We start from the raw sequence: 18,360 nt of genomic DNA, 5'->3' as shown, positions 1-18,360 counted from the left end.
ACATCGCCCGCGCCGTCCGGCGGTTCGGGGACGATCCGGCGGGCACCGTGCAGCGCGGCCGTCCGATCAACGGCCGGGCGCCGGGCCCCGCCTCCCACCCCCAGCGCAACAGCGCCGGCAACCGCCTCCGCCTGGGCCTGCGCCGGGCCCGCCGCCGCTGACCCCACCGCTGCTGACCCCGCCCGGGTCCGTGCGCGGACACCGTCGCCACAGCCGTGTTTTCCGCCCACGGGTGACGGCGGCGCACCCGCTAGCGTGAGCCCGGTGAGCGCTCCCTCGATCACCCTCGTCGCCCGATTGGCCGCCTCCGCCGCCGACGCCCGGCGCGGGGTGGTGCGGCTGCACCCCGAGGTGCTCGACGCGCTCGGCCTCCGCTCCTGGGACGCGGTGGCGCTCACGGGTGCGCGGGTCACCACGGCGCTTGCGGCCCCCGGCGGGGGGCCGCCCGGCCAGGCCACCCTCGACGACGTCACGCTCTCCAACGCGGGGCTCGCCGACGGCGCGTCCGTGGTGATCACGCCCGCCCACGTGGAGCCGGCGCGGCTCGTGCGGCTCACCGGCTCGACGATCGCGCGGGCGTCGCTCACGCCGGAGACCGTGCGGCTCGCGCTGCTCGGCAAGGTCGTGAACAGCGGTGACGCCGTCTCGCTGCTGCCGCAGGACGTCGGGCCCGCCCCGGGCCTGGACGCGCCCGCCGTGCGGCAGCGGGTGAACGGGGCGCTGGGCGCCGCCTGGACCTCCGAGCTGCTGACGGTGGCCACGGTGGAGCCGGCGGGTGCCGTCGCGGTGCGGCCCAGCACCGTCGTCGGATGGGAGGGCGGGGCGATCACCGGACAGGCTCCCGTCACCACACCGGTCACGCCCGCCCGCGTCGCGTCCCCCGCCCGGGCTGCGACCGCGGCCGCGCCACCGGCGCCCGCCGAGCCGGCGCTCCCGGTCGAGGACCTCGTCGGCAACACCGACGCCGCCCGCAGGCTCGTCGAGTGGCTGGAGCTCACGTTCGACCGGCCCGAGCTGCTCGTCCGCCTCGGCGGCTCGCCACGGCTGGGTGTGCTGCTGGTCGGGCCCGAGGGTGTCGGGAAGCTGACCCTGGTGCGCGCCGCCGCCGCCGCGGTGGAGGCGCGCTGCGTCGAGCTCGCCGCCCCCGGTGTGGCTGCCCTGGAGCCGGGCGCGGCGTCGGAGCGGGTGCACGAGGCGATCGGCGTGGCGCGCGCCCAGGCCCGGGCCGGCACGCGGACGGTGCTGGTGATCACCGACGTCGGGGCGCTGCTGCCCGCCGAGACGCCGCCTCCGCTGACCACCCTCGTCCTCGACGCGCTGCGCGACGCGGTCACCACGCCTGGTCTCGCGCTGGTGGCCACCACCTCGGCGCCGGAGGCGGTCGACCCGCGTCTGCGCGCCCCCGACCTCGTCGACCGCGAGCTGGGCCTGGCCCTGCCCGACGTCCGCACGCGCACCGAGCTGCTGCGACGGCTGTTCGCGGCCGTCCCGCTCGCCGAGGGCATCGACCTCAAGGCCGTCGCCGAGCGGACGCCGGGCTTCGTGGTGGCCGACCTCGCCGCGGTGCGCCGCGAGGCGGCCGTCCAGGCGGCGCTGCGCCACACCGGCGACGGCGAGCCGACGATCGGTCAGCAGGACCTCCTCGACGCCGTCGGCTCGGTACGGCCGATCTCGATGTCGTCGTCGGAGACGCTGCGGACCGGTGGCATCACGCTCGACCAGGTCGGCGACATGGTCGAGGTCAAACAAGCCCTCACCGAGGCCGTGCTGTGGCCGTTGCAGTACCCCGACTCGTTCGCCCGCCTCGGCGTCGAGGCCCCACGCGGCGTGCTCGTCTACGGGCCGCCCGGCTGCGGCAAGACGTTCCTGCTGCGGGCGCTCGCCGGCACCGGCCAGCTCAACGTGCTCGCCGTCAAGGGTGCGGAGCTGCTCGACAAGTACGTGGGCGAGTCGGAGCGGGCGGTGCGCGAGCTGTTCCGCCGCGCCGCCGACGCCGCCCCGGCGCTGGTGTTCCTCGACGAGGTGGACGCGCTGGCGCCGCGGCGCGGGCAGTCGTCGGACTCCGGGGTGGCCGACCGCGTGGTGGCCGCCCTGCTCACCGAGCTCGACGGTGCCGAGCCGCGGCGCAACGTGATCGTCGTCGGGGCCACGAACCGGCCCGAGCTCATCGACCCCGCGCTCCTGCGGCCCGGACGCCTCGAACGGCTCGTCTACGTCCCACCGCCGGACGGCCCGGCGCGCGCCGACATCCTGCGCGCGGCCGGGCGCAACACCCCGCTCGCCGACGACGTCGACCTCGACCTGCTGGGCACAGAGCTGGAGGGCTACTCGGCCGCCGACTGCGCCGCGGTGCTGCGCGAGGCGGCGCTCACGGCGATGCGGGAGTCGCTCGACGCCACCCAGGTGACGGGCGCGCACATCGCGGCGGCGCGCAAGGCCGTGCCGGCGTCGCTCGACCCGCTGCAGCTCGCGGAGCTGGAGGCGTACGCGGCGCGTCGTCGCGGCTAGGACGCGGCCTGGGAGTCCCGGCCCGCCCGGCGCCACTCGCCGGGCGTCGTCCGGTTGCTCGTGCGGAACCGGCGCGTGAAGTAGGCCGGGTCGCGGTAGCCCACCCGCGTCGCGAACCCGTCGAGGTCGGCCACGGCACGTCCGCGTCGGGCCGGCAGAAGCCGGCTAAGCGCGCTTCTGGTAGTCGTTCGTGACGATCACGATCACGCCCGGGGTGGCGTCGTCGAGGCCGGCGAACCGGGGTTCCACCCGCATGCCGAAATCGCTGCCCACGGCCTCCGCGGCGGCCTGCTCCGAGGTGCCTGGGCGGTAGTAGACGGTACTGGTGGGGATGTTGCCGTAGGGGTAGTTGGCCACGGCGGCGACGGTCCAGCCGTCGCCGCGGAAGTCCTGGGCGGCGCGCGCCGCCAGCCCCTTGATGGTGCTGTTGTTGTAGACGCGCAGCGGCTGCCGGAACACAGCCGGGCTGCTGCCGCCGGAACCGGCGCTTCCCACGCTCCCGGAGTCCGTGCTCCCGGAGCCCGCGCTCCCGGAACCCGCGGTGCCGGTGCCCGCGGTGCCGGGGGCGGCGATGGCATTGGTGGGGGTGGGGCCGAACGACGGGATGGGGACCCCGGTGCCGCCGGGCGCGGCGCCCGTGGCCGAGGCGCCCGCGGTGGGCTCGGCGACGGCGGTGGTGCTGCTGGGCGAGGCCGAGCTACCGGATCCGCCGCCGCCGGTGACGAGCGTGCCGATGCCGATCACCGCGGCGATGGCGCCGACACCGAGCAGTGCCAGACCGCCGACCCGCAGCGGCGACGGGCCTCCGGAGGGAGCGGGTGCGGTCACGACGAACTCCTCGGCTACGCGATGTCCGGTCGGCGACCGGGTATGGCGATCATGGTGGCGTCACCAGGGCTCGATGCCCAGCCGACGCGCCGCACGGGTGCGCTGCCGGCTGGCACGCAGCCTTCGGAGGCGCTTGACCAGCAGCGGATCGGCCGCCAGGGCCTCCGGCTTGTCGACGAGTGCGTTGAGCACCTGGTAGTAGCGGGTGGCCGACATGTCGAACAACTCGCGGATAGCCTGTTCCTTGGCGCCGGCGTACTTCCACCACTGCCCCTCGAACGCGAGGATCTCGCGCTCCCTGCGGTCCAGCTCGCGGTACGGGTTCCCGGCGGGGACGCCGGGTTCGGTGGCGGACTCCATCACGCTCCTCGCGGCCTCGCTACTAGCTGAAAGACATGCCTGTCATTTGCGCGGCCATTCAATCACGGGGCACCGACGTTCCCGGGGCAGGGACGCGCCGCCCGTACGGGGTGAATCCGGAGCCGGCGAGGTGCTCCGACGGGCCACGGCCTACCCTCGCCGCCGTGGCCGTCCGTCCCATTCGCATCATCGGTGATCCCGTTCTGCACACCCCCACCCGCCCCGTCGAGAGGTTCGACGAGGAGCTGAAGGCGCTGGTGGCGGACATGTTCGACACCATGGCCGCGGCCGACGGCGTCGGGCTGGCCGCCAACCAGGTCGGCGTGCCGCTGCGGGTGTTCGTCTACGACTGCCCCGACGAGCGGACGCGCACGCGCCTGCGCGGCGTGGTCGTCAACCCGGTGCTCGAGACGTCCGAGCGCCCGGAGACCATGCCCGATCCCGAGGAGGACGAGGAGGGCTGCCTGTCGGTGCCCGCCGAGCAGTTCCCGACCGGACGGGCCGAGTGGGCGAAGGTGACCGGCGTCGACGTCGACGGGGCTCCGGTGGAGATTGAGGGCACCGGGTTCTTCGCCCGCTGCCTGCAGCACGAGACCGACCACCTCGACGGCCTGATCTACATCGACCGGCTCGTGGGGCGCAACCAGCGCGCGGGCCGCAAGGCCGTCAAGCGCAACGGCTGGGGCGTGCCCGGCCTGGAGTGGGACCCCTCAGCGGTCCAGGCCGAGGACGTCTGAAACGGCGTACCTTGGCTGCAACGGTGTAATCGTTGCGAGAAGGAGATCGCCGTGGACGAGCTCGATTCCTACTCGCGGACGGTCAGCACCGTCGCCGCGGAGATCACCGGCAAGGTCGCTGCCGTCCGCACCGGGCGGGGCAGCGGATCGGCCGTCGTAGTGAACGCCGACGGCATCCTCGTCACCAACGCGCACGTCGTCGGCGAGGCCCGCCGCGGGCGCGCCGACTTCGTGGACGGCACCCAGGTGAACGTGGTGGTGGCCGGCGCCGACCCGCTCTCGGACCTCGCCGTCCTCCGGGCCGCGCGGCCCGGCGACCTGCCGCCGCCCGTCAGGCTCGGGAACGCCGACGAGCTGGTGGTCGGGCAGCTGGTCGTGGCCGTGGGCAACCCGCTCGGGCTCGCGGGCTCGGTCACGGCCGGGGTGGTCAGCGCGCTCGGCCGGGCCCTGCCCACCCGCAGCGGCAGCGCGGGCCGTGTCGTCGAGGACGTCATCCAGACCGACGCCGCGCTCAACCCCGGCAACTCCGGCGGTGCCCTGGCCGACTCCCGGGCACGGGTGGTCGGCATCAACACCGCGGTGGCGGGCGTCGGGCTCGGGCTCGCCGTGCCCGTCAACGGGACGACGCGGCGGATCGTGGATGCGCTGCTCGCCGACGGCCGGGTGCGCCGCGCCTACCTCGGCGTCGTCGGCAGCCCGGCGCCGGTGCCCGCCGTCGTGGCCGACCGGTACGGCCGTCGCAACGGCCTGCGGCTCGCCGAGGTCATCGGCGGCAGCCCTGCCGCGCAGGCCGGGCTGCGGGCCGGCGACCTCGTGCTCGACGTCGGGCGCAGGCCCGTCCAGGACGCGCAGGGCGTGCAGCGTCAGCTGTTCGGCGAGGCGATCGGTGTGCCGCTGCCGGTCACGGTGCTGCGCAACGGCGCGATGGTGGACGTGGTGGCGGTGCCCACCGAGCTGGGCTGACCCCTCGACGTCGTCGGAAGGTGTGGCACGACCGCCCGACGATCCGGGCCGGAACGCGAGAAGGTGCGGCGCCCGGATCGGCCGCCGCACCTTCTCCGAAGCGTGATGTCAGGACGAGATGGGCTCCAGCACGAACACGGGGATCGGCCGGTCGGTCTTGGTCTGGTACTCGGCGTAGTTCGGGAACGCGGCCACGGCCCGCTCCCACCAGACGGCCTTCTCGTCTCCGGTGACCTCACGGGCCTTGTAGTCCTTGGTCACCGTGGCGTCCTGTAGCTCCACGTGCGGCTCGGCCTTCACGTTGAAGTACCACACGGGGTGCTTGGGGGCGCCGCCCTTCGACGCGACGATGGCGTAGTTGCCGTCGTGCTCGACGCGCATCAGCGGCACCTTGCGCAGCTTGCCGGACTTGGCGCCGCGCGTGGTCAGCAGGATCACCGGGAGCCCGTTGATGTCGACGCTCTCGGTGGTGCCGGTCTCGAAGATCTTCTCGGTCTGGTCGCGAACCCAGCCCTCGGGGCTGAGCTCGTACTCACCTTCCAATGGCATGAGCCTCATCCAACACCGCCTGGCCGTCTGGTGCGGGACGGGCGCCCGGGTTACGGTCGAATTCACACGGGAGCTCGACGCACGGGCTGAGAGGGTGGCTGCGCGGCCACCGACCGTCGAACCAGACCGGGTAATGCCGGCTGCAGGAGGTCAGGGCATGGAGAGCACCGTGGGTGTCACGCCGCCCCGCGTCATGACGATCGCGGGCACCGACTCCGGCGGTGGTGCGGGCGTCGCTGCCGACCTGAGGGCGATGGCGGCGTGCGGGGTGCACGGCTGTGTGGCCGTCACGGCGGTCACGGTGCAGAACTCCCTGGGCGTCACCGGTGTGCACACGATCCCGCCGGAGACGGTGGCCGCACAGATCGAGTCGGTGGCCACCGACATCGGCCTCGACGCCGTCAAGACCGGGATGCTGGCCGACTCGGCGATAATCCGGGCCGTCGTCGCCGCCTGCGACCGCGTCGGGATCGGCGCCGACGGGCAGACGCCGCTGGTGGTCGACCCCGTCGCTGCGTCGATGCACGGCGACCAGCTGCTCGCCGACGAGGCCCTCGACGCTTTCCGCTCGCTGCTGTTCCCGCGCGCCACGCTGATCACCCCCAACCTCGACGAGGTGCGCCTGCTCGTCGGCATCGACGTCCACGACCGGGCGGCGCAGTACGAGGCCGCGAAGGTGCTGTTCGGGCTCGGCCCGCGGAACGTCCTGGTCAAGGGCGGGCACCTGCGCGAGGACACCGACTCCTGCGTCGACCTGCTCTACGACGGCCACACGTTCGTCGAGCTGCCCGGCCCACGCTTCGACACCGGCGACACCCACGGCAGTGGCGACAACATGGCCTCGGCGATCGCGTCCGGGCTGGCCCGGGGCCTGTCGGTGCCCGAGGCCGTCGCGCGGGCCAAGCGCTACATCGTCGAGGCCGTCCGGAACGCGTACCCGCTCGGCGGCGGGCACGGACCGGTGTCGCCGCTGTGGGCCGTGCGCCCCTGGTGGGAGGAACCCACCCCCTGATCCCCGGCCTTCCGGCCGGTGGAACCACAACTGAACACACGCGGGAGCTCGTGACCAGAACGGGCTGAGAGGGCGGTGACGTGCCGCCGACCGCAGAACCTGTCCGGGTAATGCCGGCGTAGGGAGGAACAGCCATGACGGTGATGCATGACGCGCAGATCACGACGGGCCCGATCCGCGGCTCGCACAAGGAGTACCTCGACGGGCCCGACGGTCTGCGCGTGCCCGTGCGTCGCGTCGAGCTGAGCAACGGCGAGCACCACGACGTCTACGACACGTCCGGCCCGTACACCGACCCGAACGCGGTGATCGACGTGCGTGCGGGGCTGCCGCGGTTGCGGGAGGGCTGGGCGGGCGAACACCCCACCCAGCTCGCCGCCGCCCGCGCCGGCGTCGTGACCCGCGAGATGCGGTTCGTCGCGGTCCGGGAGGGCGTCGACGCCGAGCTGGTGCGCTCGGAGGTGGCCCGCGGCCGTGCCGTGATCCCGGTCAACCACCGCCACCCCGAGGCCGAGCCGATGATCATCGGCAACCGGTTCCTGGTGAAGATCAACGCCAACATCGGCAACTCCGCGGTGGCCTCGTCGGTCGCCGAGGAGGTGGACAAGATGGTCTGGGCCACCCGGTGGGGCGCCGACACGGTGATGGACCTGTCCACGGGACGCGACATCGCCACGACGCGCGAGTCGATCCTGCGCAACTCGCCGGTGCCGATCGGGACGGTGCCGATCTACCAGGCGCTGGAGAAGGTCGACGGCGACCCGACGAAGCTGTCGTGGGAGGTGTACCGCGACACCGTGGTCGAGCAGTGCGAGCAGGGCGTCGACTACATGACCGTGCACGCGGGGGTGCTGCTGCGCTTCGTGCCGCTCACCGCGAAGCGGCTCACCGGGATCGTCTCCCGCGGCGGGTCGATCATGGCGGCGTGGTGCCTGGCGCACCACCGGGAGTCGTTCCTGCGCACGCACTTCGAGGAGCTCTGCGAGATCCTGCGCGCCTACGACGTCACGTTCTCCCTCGGCGACGGGCTGCGCCCCGGCTCGATCGCCGACGCGAACGACGACGCGCAGCTCGCCGAGCTGAAGACCCTGGGCGAGCTCACGCGGATCGCGCGCGGGTACGACGTCCAGGTGATGATCGAGGGCCCTGGCCACATCCCGATGCACAAGATCGAGGAGAACGTGCGGCTGGAGGAGGAGTGGTGCGACGAGGCGCCGTTCTACACGCTCGGCCCGCTCGCCACCGACATCGCGCCGGGCTACGACCACATCACGAGCGCCATCGGCGCGGCGACGATCGCGCGGGCCGGCACGGCGATGCTCTGTTACGTCACCCCGAAGGAGCACCTGGGGCTGCCGAACCGGGACGACGTCAAGACCGGCGTGATCACCTACAAGATCGCGGCACACGCCGCCGACCTCGCCAAGGAGCACCCGCGCGCCCAGGCCCGTGACGACGCGCTGAGCCAGGCGCGCTTCGAGTTCCGCTGGCTCGACCAGTTCCACCTCTCGCTCGACCCGGACACCGCCCTGTCCTTCCACGACGAGACGCTGCCGGCCGAGCCCGCGAAGTCGGCGCACTTCTGCTCGATGTGCGGGCCGAAGTTCTGCTCGATGCGGATCACGCAGGATGTCCGTGACTACGCCGAGGAGCACGGCCTGACGAGCGTCGAGGCGATCGAGGCGGGTATGGCGGAGAAGGCCGACGAGTTCGCGGCCGACGGCGGCCGGCTCTACCTGCCGGTGGTCGAGAGCTGATCGTCGACCGGAGCGGGGCCCTCCGTGGCGGGACGGCCCCGCTCCGTAGTTCTTCTGGGCAACACGACTGTTGACTACTCAACTGCCCACGGGGGAGATACCCTCCCGCTGATGAGCATCATGGGAACACGAGTGGTGCGCACCGAGGATCCCCAGTTCCTCTCGCGCGGCGCCACCTACACCGACGACCTGATCGACGAGCGTCTGACCGGTGCCCTGCACCTGACGCTCGTGCGGTCCCCGCTCGCGCACGCGCGTATCACCTCCGTCGACGTCGAGGAGGCCCGCAAGGCTCCCGGCGTGGTCGCGGTGGTCACCGGCGCCGACATCGACCTGGCCCCGGCGCTGCTGTTCCCCGGGGCCAACAAGAACATGGTCCGTTCGTGGCTGGCCCCGGACAAGGTGCGGTTCGTCGGGGAGCCGGTCGTCGCCGTGCTCACCGAGGAGGCCTACCAGGGCCAGGACGCCGCCGATCTCGTCGAGATCGACTACGACCCGCTGCCCGCCGTGATCGACCTCAAGGCCGCCGCCTCGGACGAGGTGCTGCTGTTCGAGGACGCGGGCACCAACACCTCCAACGGCATGGGTCTCGAGGACGAGTTCGACCCGCACTTCTTCGACGGGTGCGACGTCGTGGTCACCAAGGAGATCGTCAACCAGCGCCTCGCCGCGGCGCCGCTCGAGACGCGCGCCGCCAGCGCCGTCTGGGGCGCCGACGGGCGCGTCACGCTGTGGTGCTCCACGCAGAACGCGCAGACCTCGCGCGACGAGGTGGCCGGCTGGCTCGGCGTCGACGCCTCGGTGGTGCACGTGATCACCCCGGACGTGGGTGGCGGTTTCGGCGCGAAGATCGGCGCCGACCCGGAGTTCGCGCTGGTGGCGTGGCTCGCGAAGCACACCGGCCGCCCGGTGCGCTGGAACGAGAGCCGCTCGGAGAACATGACCGGGATGGTGCAGGGCCGCGCCCAGCTCCAGACGTTCACCATCGGCGGCAACCGCGACGGCGACGTGCTCGCCTACCGCCTCGACGTCCTGCAGGACGCCGGCGCCTACCCGCGCCTCGGCGCGGTCCTGCCGATGTTCACGCGCATGATGGCGCCGGGCGTCTACGACATCCCCAAGGTCGAGTCCCGGGCCCGGATCCTGGTCACCACCACCACCTCCACCGCTGCCTACCGCGGCGCGGGCCGCCCCGAGGCCACCGCGGCCATCGAGCGGGCCATGGACATGTTCGCCGCGGAGATCGGCAAGGACGCCGCCGAGGTCCGCCGCCGCAACCTGCTCAAGCCCGAGCAGTTCCCGCTCGTCACCAAGGGCGGCGCGCCCTACGACAGCGGCGAGTACGAGAAGGCCCTCGACATGGTGCTGGAGGCCGCTGGCTACACCGACCTGCGCGCCGAGCAGCAGCGCCGCCGCGACGCAGGAGAGGTCGTCCAGCTCGGCATCGGCGTCTCGGTGTTCGTCGAGATCACCGGCGGTGGCGCGTTCTCCGAGGACGCGTCGGTGCAGGTGCACCCGGACGGCACCGCCACCGTGCTCACCGGCACCTCGCCGCACGGGCAGGGCCACGCCACGGCGTGGGCGATGCTCGCCAACGAGCACCTCGGCATCCCGATCGAGAAGATCACCGTCAAGCACGGCGACACCGACCTCATCCCCCGCGGCGGCGGCACGATGGGTTCGCGCAGCCTGCAGACCGGTGGCGTCGCGGTGTACCAGGCCGCGGGTGAGCTCGCCGAGCTGGCCAAGCAGCGCGCGGCCGACCTGCTCGAGGCCGACGTCGACGACCTCGAGGTCACCGAGGGCCGCGTGGGGGTCAAGGGCACCGACAAGGGCGTCACGCTCGCGGCGCTGGCGGAGAAGGAGGAGCTGAAGGTCGACACCGTGTTCGACAGCGGCGCCCCCACCTTCCCGTTCGGCGCGCACGTCGCCGTCGTCGAGCTGGACGTCGAGTCCGGCAAGGCGGTCGTCGACAAGATCGTCACCGTGGACGACGCCGGCCCCGTGCTCAACCCGTTGCTCTGCGAGGGGCAGCGCCACGGCGGCATCGCGCAGGGCATCTCGCAGGCCCTGCTCGAGGAGGTCGTCTACGACGAGGAGGGCAACCCGCTCACGGCCACGTTCGCCGACTACGGGTTCCCGTCCGCGGCGGAGCTGCCCAGCTTCACTCTCCTCGACATGGCCACGCCGACGCACCTGAACCCGCTCGGGGTCAAGGGCATCGGCGAGGCCGGCACCATCGGCGCCACCCCCGCCGTGCAGAGCGCGGTGGTCGACGCCGTCTCGCACCTCGGGGTGCGCCACATCGACATGCCGGCCACGCCCCTGCGGGTGTGGGAGGCCATCAACGCTGCAACTTCGGAGGGAGGGGCATGACCAAGGTCAGCATCACGGTCAACGGTCAGGAGACCGGTTCCGACGTCGAGCCCCGGCTGCTTCTCGCGCACTACCTGCGTGACGTCGTCGGGCTCAAGGCCACCAACATCGGCTGCGACACCACGTCCTGCGGCGCGTGCACCGTGCTGCTCGACGGTGAGTCGGTGAAGTCCTGCACGCTGCTGGCGGTGCAGGCCGACTCCCAGTCCGTCACCACGCTGGAGGGCCTCTCGGCCGACGGCGAGCACCTGCACCCCGTGGCCGCGGCGTTCCGCGCCGAGCACGGTCTGCAGTGCGGTTTCTGCACCCCGGGCATGGTCATGGCCACCGTCAGCCTGCTGCAGGAGAATCCCAAACCGACCGAGCGGGAGGTCCGCGAAGCCCTGGAGGGCAACCTCTGCCGCTGCACCGGCTACCACAACATCGTCCGCTCGGTGCTCGCCGCGTCCGGCCAGGATCCCGACGAGGTCCAGGGCCTGAACGGTCACGCCGGGATGGCCCCGGCCGGCGGCGTCGAGACCGCTCCGGGCTTCTCCACCGGGAGTGACGCGTGATCCCCGTCGGGTTCGAGTACGAGCGCCCCCACTCGGTCGAGGGCGCCCTGACGTTGCTCGCCGAGCGCGGAGAGGACGCGAAGATCCTCGCCGGCGGGCACTCGCTGCTACCGGTCATGAAGCTGCGCCTCGCGGCGCCCGAGGTCGTGATCGACATCGGCAAGATCGCGGAGCTGCGCTACATCCGCGTCGACGGCGACGAGGTCGCCATCGGCGCGGGCGCCCGGCACCACGATCTCGAGTCGTCGTCCGACATCGGGGCGCAGGTGCCGCTGCTCGGGGCCGTCGCCCGGACGGTCGGCGACCCGCAGGTGCGTCACCGCGGCACCATCGGCGGCTCGCTCGCCCACGCCGACCCCGCGTCCGACCTGCCCGCCGCCGTCCTGGCGCTGGGCGGCACGGTGGTGCTGCGCAGCCCGCGCGGCGAGCGGCAGGTGCCGATCACGAGCTTCTACACCGGGGTGTTCTCCACCGTGCTGGAGCCCGACGAGCTGATCGTCGAGATCCGCGTCCCGCGCACCGGCACCGCGGGCTGGGCCTACGAGAAGTTCACCCGCCGCGCCAACGACTGGGCCATCGTCGGTGTCGCCGCCGTCGACGGCCGGGTCGGGCTGGTGAACATGGGCCAGACCCCGCTGCGGGCGTCGGCCACGGAGGCCGCACTGGCCGACGGCGCGAGCATCGCGGACGCCGCGGCGCTGGCCGACCAGGACACCGACCCGCCCGCCGACATGGCGGCGACGAAGGCCTACCGCAAGCACCTGGCCAAGATCCTGACGAAGCGGGCGCTCACCACGGCCGCCGGCTGATCTCCACCCCGAACGGGCCCCCGCCGCACCGGAGGGGGCCCGTTCGGCGTTTCGGATCGCGCGAACGGGGGAACGGTTCTCGTGTGAGCAGGGGCGAGCACGCCACGGACGAGCCGGACGATCATCCGGTGGCGGGCCGCTACGAGCTCGGACCCGTGATCGGCGTCGGTTCCTCCGCCGTGGTGCGCCGCGGCCGCGACCTGCGCGACGGCGGGCCCGTGGCCGTCAAGATGTTCCACCCCGGCTCCTCGGCGCAGGACCGCCGCCAGCAGCAGCAGGAGATCCGCGCCCTCTCCCGGCTCGACCACCCCGGCCTCGTCGGCCTGCACGACGGAGGTACCGAGGACGGCCGCCCGTTCGTCGTCACCGATCTCGTCGAGGGCCCCACGCTCGCCGAGCGCATCAAGGACGGTCCGATGCCCGCCGAGGAGGTCCGGCGCATCGCCGCGGAGCTGGCCGACGCGCTCGCCCACGTGCACGCTGGCGGCATCGTCCACCGCGACGTCAAGCCGGCCAACGTCCTGCTCGGTGACGGCTCCCGTGCCCGGCTGGCCGACTTCGGCATCTCCCGGGCGCTCGACGGCACGGTCTCCACGGAGGCCGGCTGTGTCATCGGTACCGCCGCCTACCTGGCCCCCGAGCAGGCGCGCGGCGAGGAGGTCGGCCCGTCCGCCGACGTCTACGCCCTCGGCCTGGTGCTGCTGGAGGCACTCACCGGTCGGCGCGAGTACCCCGGGCACGCCGTCGAGTCGGCCACCGCGCGGCTGCACCGCCGGCCGCTGGTGCCGGACGGTCTGCCCGCCGGCATGACGGCCCTGCTGCGGTCGATGACCGACGACGACCCCGCCCGGCGCCCCGGCGCCGCGACCGTGGCGGAGCTGCTCGCGCCCCCGGCCCGCGAGCCCCACCGCTCGGGGAGGCACCGCCGCTACGCCGGCGACGTGCCCACCACCGGGCGCCACCGCCGCTCGCGGTTCCTGGCGGCGACGGCACTGCTGCTCGTCACGGCGGGCGGAGGTGTGGTCGTGGCGCTGGGGCCGGGCCCGCACGCGGATCCCCGGTCGCCCGCCCCGGTCGCCGGCACCCTGCCCCCCGCCACCCCCTGACGCGAGTCGTCCCGCGGCCCGATGGTGCCCTGCCGGCACCACGGACGCGGGATGTTCCGCGCATCCGGCACCAGGACCCCGTGCGGCCGGTTCCGGTGATCGGACGACGGAAGCGCCCCTCTCGCGCCGGTCACCGGTCGGTGTCGATCACCAGCCAGCCGCCGTGGTGGTCGGACACCTCGAAGCCCCGGCCGGTGCTCTCGCCCAGCTCGCGCAGGGCCTCGGCGTCGAACGTGCGGACGTGGCCCCAGGCCTGGTCGGGCTCGTCCTCGTACGGCACGGCCACCACGACCCGGCGCCGGGCGACGCGCAGCATCTCCGCCAGCACCGGGCGGTCGACGCCGACCGGGAGGTGCTCCAGGAGGTGCACGGCGAAGACGGTGTCGGCGCTGCCGTCGGCCAGCGGGACAGCGGTGGCGTCGCCGGCCACCGCGTCGAGCGTCAGGCCCAGACCGGGGGCGACGCGGCCCAGCAGCGCGACGGTGCCGGTGGAGAGGTCCACCGCGGTGACGGCGTGGCCGTCGGCGGCGAGCCGCAGCGAGAGGAAACCGAAGCAGCACCCCAGCTCGGCCACCGACCCGACGGCCAGCTCCGCGGCGCGGTCGTGCACGGGAGCCATGCCGGCGACGGTGCCGCCGGGGGTGCCGCCTGCGGCCAGCTCGTCGAGGGTGTTGCGGTAGAACGCCGTCCAGCCCGGGTCGACCGACGCGATCACCGACACGAACGTGCGCTCGAACGCGCCGGGCTCGATGAGGCCGGGCGCCACGAGGTCGTCGGCGATCCAGCCCGCGAGATCGTTGCTGATCTCGTCGGGACGGATGCGGTGGCGCAGCCGCCCGTCCGGGCCGACGGAGAGGCGCGCCGACCCCCGATCTGCGCGCGATTTCGCGTCCTCGCACGGTCCGTGGACGGTGCGAGGACGCGAAACGGCGAGCGGATCGGGGATGGCGTGGGACGTCGTCACCGTCCCACCAGCTCCGTCGCCATCTCCTGTGCCGCGCTCTCCAGGCCCGTCAGGTCCCGGACGACGCGCACGCGCGAGCAGTACTCGGCGTACTCGGGGAGATCACAGCCACCCAGCCCCCACGAGTACCGCGGCTCGGGCGTCAGCCAGATCGTCTCGCGGGCACGGCGGGTGATCTCCGCGAACGCCTCCAGGTTCGGATCGTTCCCGTTCCCCCGGCCGTCGCCCAGGATGATCACCGTCGAGCGCCGGTTGACCGCCGAGCCGAAGTCCTCGTGGAACGTGCCGAAGGCCTTGCCGTAGTCGGAGTTCGCGTCCACGTCGAGCACGTCGCCACCGAAGATCAGGCCCAGCGCCTGCTCGACCGGATGGTCCTCGAACAGGTCGGTGACCTCGGCGAGGTCGGACACGAACGCGAACGTGCGCACCTGGCCGAACAGGCTCTGCAGGCCGTGCACGAGGTGCAGCGTGAACCGGGCGGTGGCCCGCACCGACAGCGAGACGTCGGCGAGGATCACCAGGCGGGGCTTGTCCTCCGAGCGCGTGACGGTGACGGGCGCGAACGGGATGCCGTCGAAGCGCATGTTCCTGCGCATGGTGCGGCCGGAGTCGATGCGACCGTGGCTGGAGACCTTGCGCTTGTGGGTCAGGCCGCCGTGCAGCGAGCGGGCGAGGCGCCGCAGCGACTCCTCCAGCTCCATGCGCTCGTGCTCGCCGACGCGGTCGACCTCGGCGACCTTCTTCGACTCCGCACCTTCGACGACCTTGTTCTCCAGCGCCATGAGCGCCTCGAGGTGCTTCTTCAGCGCCTCGGGCAGCCCGGCGAGCACCCCGGTCATGCGGCGCCGCAGGGCCGCGGCGTCGTCCTCGGTGCCCTCCTGCGACTCGTCGTCCATGTCGTTGAGCCAGCCCAGCAGCATCTCCTGCTGGGCCACCGACAGGTCGGCGTCGACCTTCGTGCCCTGCTGCTGCGAGATCTCGCCCGGCATCCCCGCGTTGTGCAGGCTGTCGGTCTCGATCTGGACGCGCTGTCCCTCCCCGTCGATGCCCTGGCTGTCCTTGGACAGCACGATCTCGTCGGTCATGGCGGCCAGATCGATCTTGTTGGCCTCCTGGTGCAGGTTGTACTGCTGCGCCAGGTCGTCGGGGTCGAAGTAGTCGCGGATGTCGGCAGGCTTGCCGTGCTCGTGACCCTGCTCCGGGGTGTCGCTGGGCTCCTCGCTCAGCGTGAACGACTCCAGGTCGCCGGAGTCCGAGAGCTCGTCGTGGCCGTGCCCGTGGCCGTGCCCGGTGTCCCCCGGACCGACCTTCACCAGCGCGAAGAACTGGTCGAAGATCTCGTCGAAGATCTCCTCGTCACGCCGGTCCTTGACCAGTGCGACGCGCAGGGCCGCCCGCAGCTGCTCCTTGTCGCTCAGCATCCCCGGCTGGGACGCGCACGACATGGCGTCCAGCGCCTCGGGGATGGAGATCCGCACGCCGCGCAGCCGCAGCAGCCGGACGAACCGGTGCAGTGCGTTCTCCACTAGTGGGCCCCCCTCCGCCGCACGGCACCAGCATCCTCATGGCCGCGCGGGCGTCGGGACGGGTGCGCGCCCACCATGACGCTCGTGTGACCGCGCGTGACACAGGGCCACCGGGCATGCGCGGTCACAGCGCCCGCTTGCGGCCCAGGCCGGCGCCGAAGCTGCGGGCGCCGCGCTCGGCGGGCACCTTCGGCGGGGCGATCGGCTTCGCGCCGCCGTCGCCGCCGAGGGGGTTGCTGCCGTAGGTGTGGCCGAAGCGGCCGGGGGTGTCCTTCGCGGCGCGGACGGCGCGGCCGTCCACCTCGTCCTCGTCGTCGTCCGCCGCGACGGCCCGCGGGGCGGGCGCCGGGTCGTGCGCATGGTCGTCGTGACCGCCGTGGCCGTGTCCGTGACCGTGTCCCGAAGCCTCGTGGATCGTGGCGTTCGGGTCGACGAGCCGGGGCAGCGCACCGATGGCCTTGCGCACGTCCTTGTCGTACTTGACGACGACGGACGCGGTGTCGGACAGGATCGTCGCGGTGAGCTCCTGCACGCCCAGCACGGCGAGAGTGCGCGCCCAGTCGATCGTCTCGGAGATCGACGGGGACTTGCGCAGCTCGAGCTCACGCAGCCCGCGCACGATTCCGACGAGCTGCTCGGCCAGCGCGTCGGGCAGCCCGGTGTTCTTCGACCGGACGATCTCCAGCTCGCGCTCGGCGGTGGGGTAGTCGAGGAACAGGTGCAGGCAGCGGCGCTTGAGGGCGGCCGAGAGGTCGCGGGTGTTGTTGCTGGTCAGGACCACGTACGGCGGGGTCTTCGTGGTGAACGTGCCCACCTCGGGGACGGAGACCTGCCACTCCGCGAGCGTCTCGAGCAGCACGGCCTCGAGCGCCTCGTCGGCGCGGTCGACCTCGTCGATCAGCAGCACGACGGGCTCGGGCGAGCGGATGGACTCCAGCAGCGGGCGGGCGGCGAGGAAGCGTTCGGAGAAGAACACGCTCTCCTGGGCGCCGATGCGGTCGACGGCGGCTTCGAGGTCGGGGGCGTCGGCGACGACCTGGCCGATCTTCTCGCGGAGGATCTGGGTGTAGAGCAGCTGCTTGCCGTAGTCCCATTCGTAGAGGGCCTTGGTCTCGTCCTGGCCCTCGTAGCACTGCAGGCGCAGCAACCGTCGGCCGGTGGCGAGTGCGAGGGCCTTCGCGAGCTCGGTCTTGCCGACTCCGGCGGGGCCCTCGATGAGCAGTGGCTTGTCCAGCCGGGTCGTCAGGAAGACGGTGGTGGCCAACCTGGTGTCGGCGATGTAGCCCTGCTCGGTGAGGGTTGTGATGACGTCGTCGACGGACTCGAACTGCGACATGCTGCTCCGTTCCTACCCAAAACCTCGACAGTGCCTCTGTTACCTGGTCGAGGGGGCACCGGCATCGCCGGCGCCCCCTCGACTGTAAGCGTTCGAACTCAGGTGAGCAGGTCGTCCAGGTCACCGTTCATGCAGTGGTCGACCACGGGGCGCACGGTCTCGAAGGTGCACTCCTTCGGGTTGCCCGGGGTGCAGGCGTCGCCGAGGACGTGGTTGGTGATGCGGTCGACGTCCGCCGCGTCGCCCTTGATGACGTCCTGGCCCTTGTAGAACTCGGTCGGGCCCTGGCCGAGCCGGTTCTTCGAGTACGAGTCCTGCTTGACGTCGACGAAGCGCTCCGGGATGCCCACGTCGCGCAGCAGCCGGATGGACGCGGCGAGCGCGGCCTCGGCGGCCTGCACGTCGGTCATGCCGTGGGTGTCGACGCCCATCGCGTCCGCGATCTCCGCGAAGCGCTTGTAGTGCACCGGCATGTTGAACGCCCACACGCGAGGCAGTGCGACGGCGTTGTTGAGGCCGTGGTGGGTGTCGTAGAACGCCGAGACGGCGTGGGAGATGGAGTGGATGATCCCGAGGCCGCCGGAGTTGAACGCCTGGGCCGCGATGTACTGCGCGTTCATCATGCCCTCGCGGCCCGCGTAGGACTGCGGGTTCCACACGGCCTCGCGCAGGCTGCGCGCGGTCAGCTTGATCGCGTGCAGCGCGTTGCCCAGCGACGGGTCGAAGTTGATGCGCGAGACGTAGGGCTCGGAGGCGTGGGCGAGCACGTCGAACCCGCACTGCGCGGTGTAGTCGACGGGGCAGCTGTAGTAGAGCACCGGGTCGTCGATGGCCAGCGTGGTGACGCTGGCGTCGTCGAACGCGACGTACTTGTGGGGGTTCTCGGGGTCCGTCGTGGTGTCGGTGATGACGTAGGCCCAGGAGGTCTCCGAGCCGGTGCCGGCGGTGGTGGAGACCGCGATGTGCGGCGGGTTC

Annotated in this window: 17 protein-coding genes and 1 riboswitch; of the genes, 9 read left to right on the top strand and 8 right to left on the bottom strand. The window is 72.7% G+C overall.

The window, feature by feature from the left end; genetic code table 11:
• The first annotated feature begins 264 nt into the window (after nt 1–264).
• The gene (locus JWR81_RS23630; RefSeq protein ID WP_297657205.1) at nt 265–2,508 is read left to right on the top strand and encodes an AAA family ATPase; all 2,244 of its coding nucleotides are present in this window, start codon (nt 265–267) and stop codon (nt 2,506–2,508) included.
• On the opposite strand, the gene JWR81_RS23625 is transcribed toward JWR81_RS23630, so the two are convergent.
• The 3 genes from JWR81_RS23625 to JWR81_RS23615 are packed head-to-tail and all read right to left on the bottom strand — an operon-like array spanning nt 2,505 to nt 3,696.
• Entirely contained in the window at nt 2,505–2,642 is a 138-nt protein-coding gene (locus JWR81_RS23625) for a hypothetical protein (protein ID WP_297657203.1), read from the bottom strand. The two genes, JWR81_RS23630 and JWR81_RS23625, sit on opposite strands and share 4 nt — an antisense overlap.
• 31 nt (nt 2,643–2,673) lie before the next feature.
• Nucleotides 2,674–3,336 carry a LytR C-terminal domain-containing protein gene (locus JWR81_RS23620; protein WP_297657201.1) on the bottom strand — a complete coding sequence of 221 codons (663 nt, stop codon included), beginning with the start codon at nt 3,334–3,336 and terminating at the stop codon, nt 2,674–2,676.
• 60 nt (nt 3,337–3,396) lie between these two features.
• Nucleotides 3,397–3,696 (bottom strand): DUF3263 domain-containing protein, encoded by a 300-nt coding sequence (locus JWR81_RS23615; RefSeq protein ID WP_297657198.1) that lies wholly within the window; start codon nt 3,694–3,696, stop codon nt 3,397–3,399.
• A gap of 164 nt (nt 3,697–3,860) precedes the next feature.
• Here JWR81_RS23615 and JWR81_RS23610 point away from each other — a divergent pair, with 164 nt between their 5' ends.
• Both JWR81_RS23610 and JWR81_RS23605 read left to right on the top strand, forming a co-directional pair.
• A complete protein-coding gene (locus JWR81_RS23610) occupies nt 3,861–4,433 on the top strand; it encodes a peptide deformylase (RefSeq protein ID WP_297657195.1) in 573 nt (190 codons plus the stop codon).
• A gap of 51 nt (nt 4,434–4,484) precedes the next feature.
• Nucleotides 4,485–5,396 carry a trypsin-like peptidase domain-containing protein gene (locus JWR81_RS23605; RefSeq protein WP_297657192.1) on the top strand — a complete coding sequence of 304 codons (912 nt, stop codon included), beginning with the start codon at nt 4,485–4,487 and terminating at the stop codon, nt 5,394–5,396.
• Between the two features lie 108 nt (nt 5,397–5,504).
• On the opposite strand, the gene JWR81_RS23600 is transcribed toward JWR81_RS23605, so the two are convergent.
• Nucleotides 5,505–5,945, bottom strand: coding sequence for a nitroreductase family deazaflavin-dependent oxidoreductase (locus JWR81_RS23600; RefSeq protein ID WP_297657189.1), 441 nt, complete (start codon nt 5,943–5,945; stop codon nt 5,505–5,507).
• 157 nt (nt 5,946–6,102) lie between these two features.
• Here JWR81_RS23600 and thiD point away from each other — a divergent pair, with 157 nt between their 5' ends.
• From thiD to JWR81_RS23570, 6 genes are all read left to right on the top strand, one after another.
• Nucleotides 6,103–6,957 carry a bifunctional hydroxymethylpyrimidine kinase/phosphomethylpyrimidine kinase gene (thiD, locus tag JWR81_RS23595; RefSeq protein ID WP_297657185.1) on the top strand — a complete coding sequence of 285 codons (855 nt, stop codon included), beginning with the start codon at nt 6,103–6,105 and terminating at the stop codon, nt 6,955–6,957.
• 30 nt (nt 6,958–6,987) lie between these two features.
• Nucleotides 6,988–7,099, top strand: a riboswitch (TPP riboswitch).
• Complete coding sequence (gene thiC, locus JWR81_RS23590; RefSeq protein WP_297657172.1) at nt 7,092–8,714, top strand: phosphomethylpyrimidine synthase ThiC; 1,623 nt, start codon at nt 7,092–7,094, stop codon at nt 8,712–8,714. (Overlaps the previous riboswitch by 8 nt.)
• A 111-nt stretch (nt 8,715–8,825) precedes the next feature.
• The gene (locus JWR81_RS23585; protein WP_297657169.1) at nt 8,826–11,090 is read left to right on the top strand and encodes a xanthine dehydrogenase family protein molybdopterin-binding subunit; all 2,265 of its coding nucleotides are present in this window, start codon (nt 8,826–8,828) and stop codon (nt 11,088–11,090) included.
• Entirely contained in the window at nt 11,087–11,644 is a 558-nt protein-coding gene (locus tag JWR81_RS23580) for a (2Fe-2S)-binding protein (RefSeq protein WP_297657166.1), read from the top strand. The genes JWR81_RS23585 and JWR81_RS23580 overlap by 4 nt, the downstream gene beginning before the upstream one ends.
• Complete coding sequence (locus tag JWR81_RS23575; RefSeq protein WP_297657163.1) at nt 11,641–12,453, top strand: xanthine dehydrogenase family protein subunit M; 813 nt, start codon at nt 11,641–11,643, stop codon at nt 12,451–12,453. Before JWR81_RS23580 ends, JWR81_RS23575 begins: the two co-directional genes overlap by 4 nt.
• An 83-nt stretch (nt 12,454–12,536) precedes the next feature.
• Complete coding sequence (locus JWR81_RS23570) at nt 12,537–13,559, top strand: serine/threonine-protein kinase (protein ID WP_297657160.1); 1,023 nt, start codon at nt 12,537–12,539, stop codon at nt 13,557–13,559.
• A 130-nt stretch (nt 13,560–13,689) separates the two neighbouring features.
• On the opposite strand, the gene mftM is transcribed toward JWR81_RS23570, so the two are convergent.
• The 4 genes from mftM to JWR81_RS23550 all read right to left on the bottom strand — a co-directional run.
• Complete coding sequence (mftM, locus tag JWR81_RS23565; protein WP_297657157.1) at nt 13,690–14,523, bottom strand: mycofactocin oligosaccharide methyltransferase MftM; 834 nt, start codon at nt 14,521–14,523, stop codon at nt 13,690–13,692.
• A complete protein-coding gene (locus JWR81_RS23560) occupies nt 14,520–16,049 on the bottom strand; it encodes a VWA domain-containing protein (RefSeq protein WP_297657154.1) in 1,530 nt (509 codons plus the stop codon). The genes mftM and JWR81_RS23560 overlap by 4 nt, the downstream gene beginning before the upstream one ends.
• Before the next feature lie 124 nt (nt 16,050–16,173).
• On the bottom strand, nt 16,174–17,385 hold the full coding sequence (locus tag JWR81_RS23555) for a MoxR family ATPase (RefSeq protein WP_297657151.1): 1,212 nt from the start codon (nt 17,383–17,385) through the stop codon (nt 16,174–16,176).
• A gap of 98 nt (nt 17,386–17,483) precedes the next feature.
• On the bottom strand, nt 17,484–18,360 hold an 877-nt coding region (locus JWR81_RS23550), incomplete at its 5' end, for an iron-containing alcohol dehydrogenase (RefSeq protein WP_297657148.1).

The sequence above is a fragment of the Pseudonocardia sp. genome (assembly GCF_025965585.1).
GTDB lineage: Bacteria > Actinomycetota > Actinomycetes > Mycobacteriales > Pseudonocardiaceae > Pseudonocardia.
The sequence above is the reverse complement of the archived record's forward strand: the minus strand, read 5'-3'. Positions and strand labels throughout refer to the sequence as shown.

Coding starts and splice junctions, on each gene's coding strand:
- JWR81_RS23615 (WP_297657198.1), bottom strand. CDS start 3,696: ATGGAGTCCGCCACCGAACCCGGCGTCCCCGCCGGGAACCCGTACCGC.
- JWR81_RS23600 (WP_297657189.1), bottom strand. CDS start 5,945: ATGCCATTGGAAGGTGAGTACGAGCTCAGCCCCGAGGGCTGGGTTCGC.
- thiD (WP_297657185.1), top strand. CDS start 6,103: ATGGAGAGCACCGTGGGTGTCACGCCGCCCCGCGTCATGACGATCGCG.
- thiC (WP_297657172.1), top strand. CDS start 7,092: ATGACGGTGATGCATGACGCGCAGATCACGACGGGCCCGATCCGCGGC.
- JWR81_RS23585 (WP_297657169.1), top strand. CDS start 8,826: ATGAGCATCATGGGAACACGAGTGGTGCGCACCGAGGATCCCCAGTTC.
- JWR81_RS23580 (WP_297657166.1), top strand. CDS start 11,087: ATGACCAAGGTCAGCATCACGGTCAACGGTCAGGAGACCGGTTCCGAC.
- JWR81_RS23555 (WP_297657151.1), bottom strand. CDS start 17,385: ATGTCGCAGTTCGAGTCCGTCGACGACGTCATCACAACCCTCACCGAG.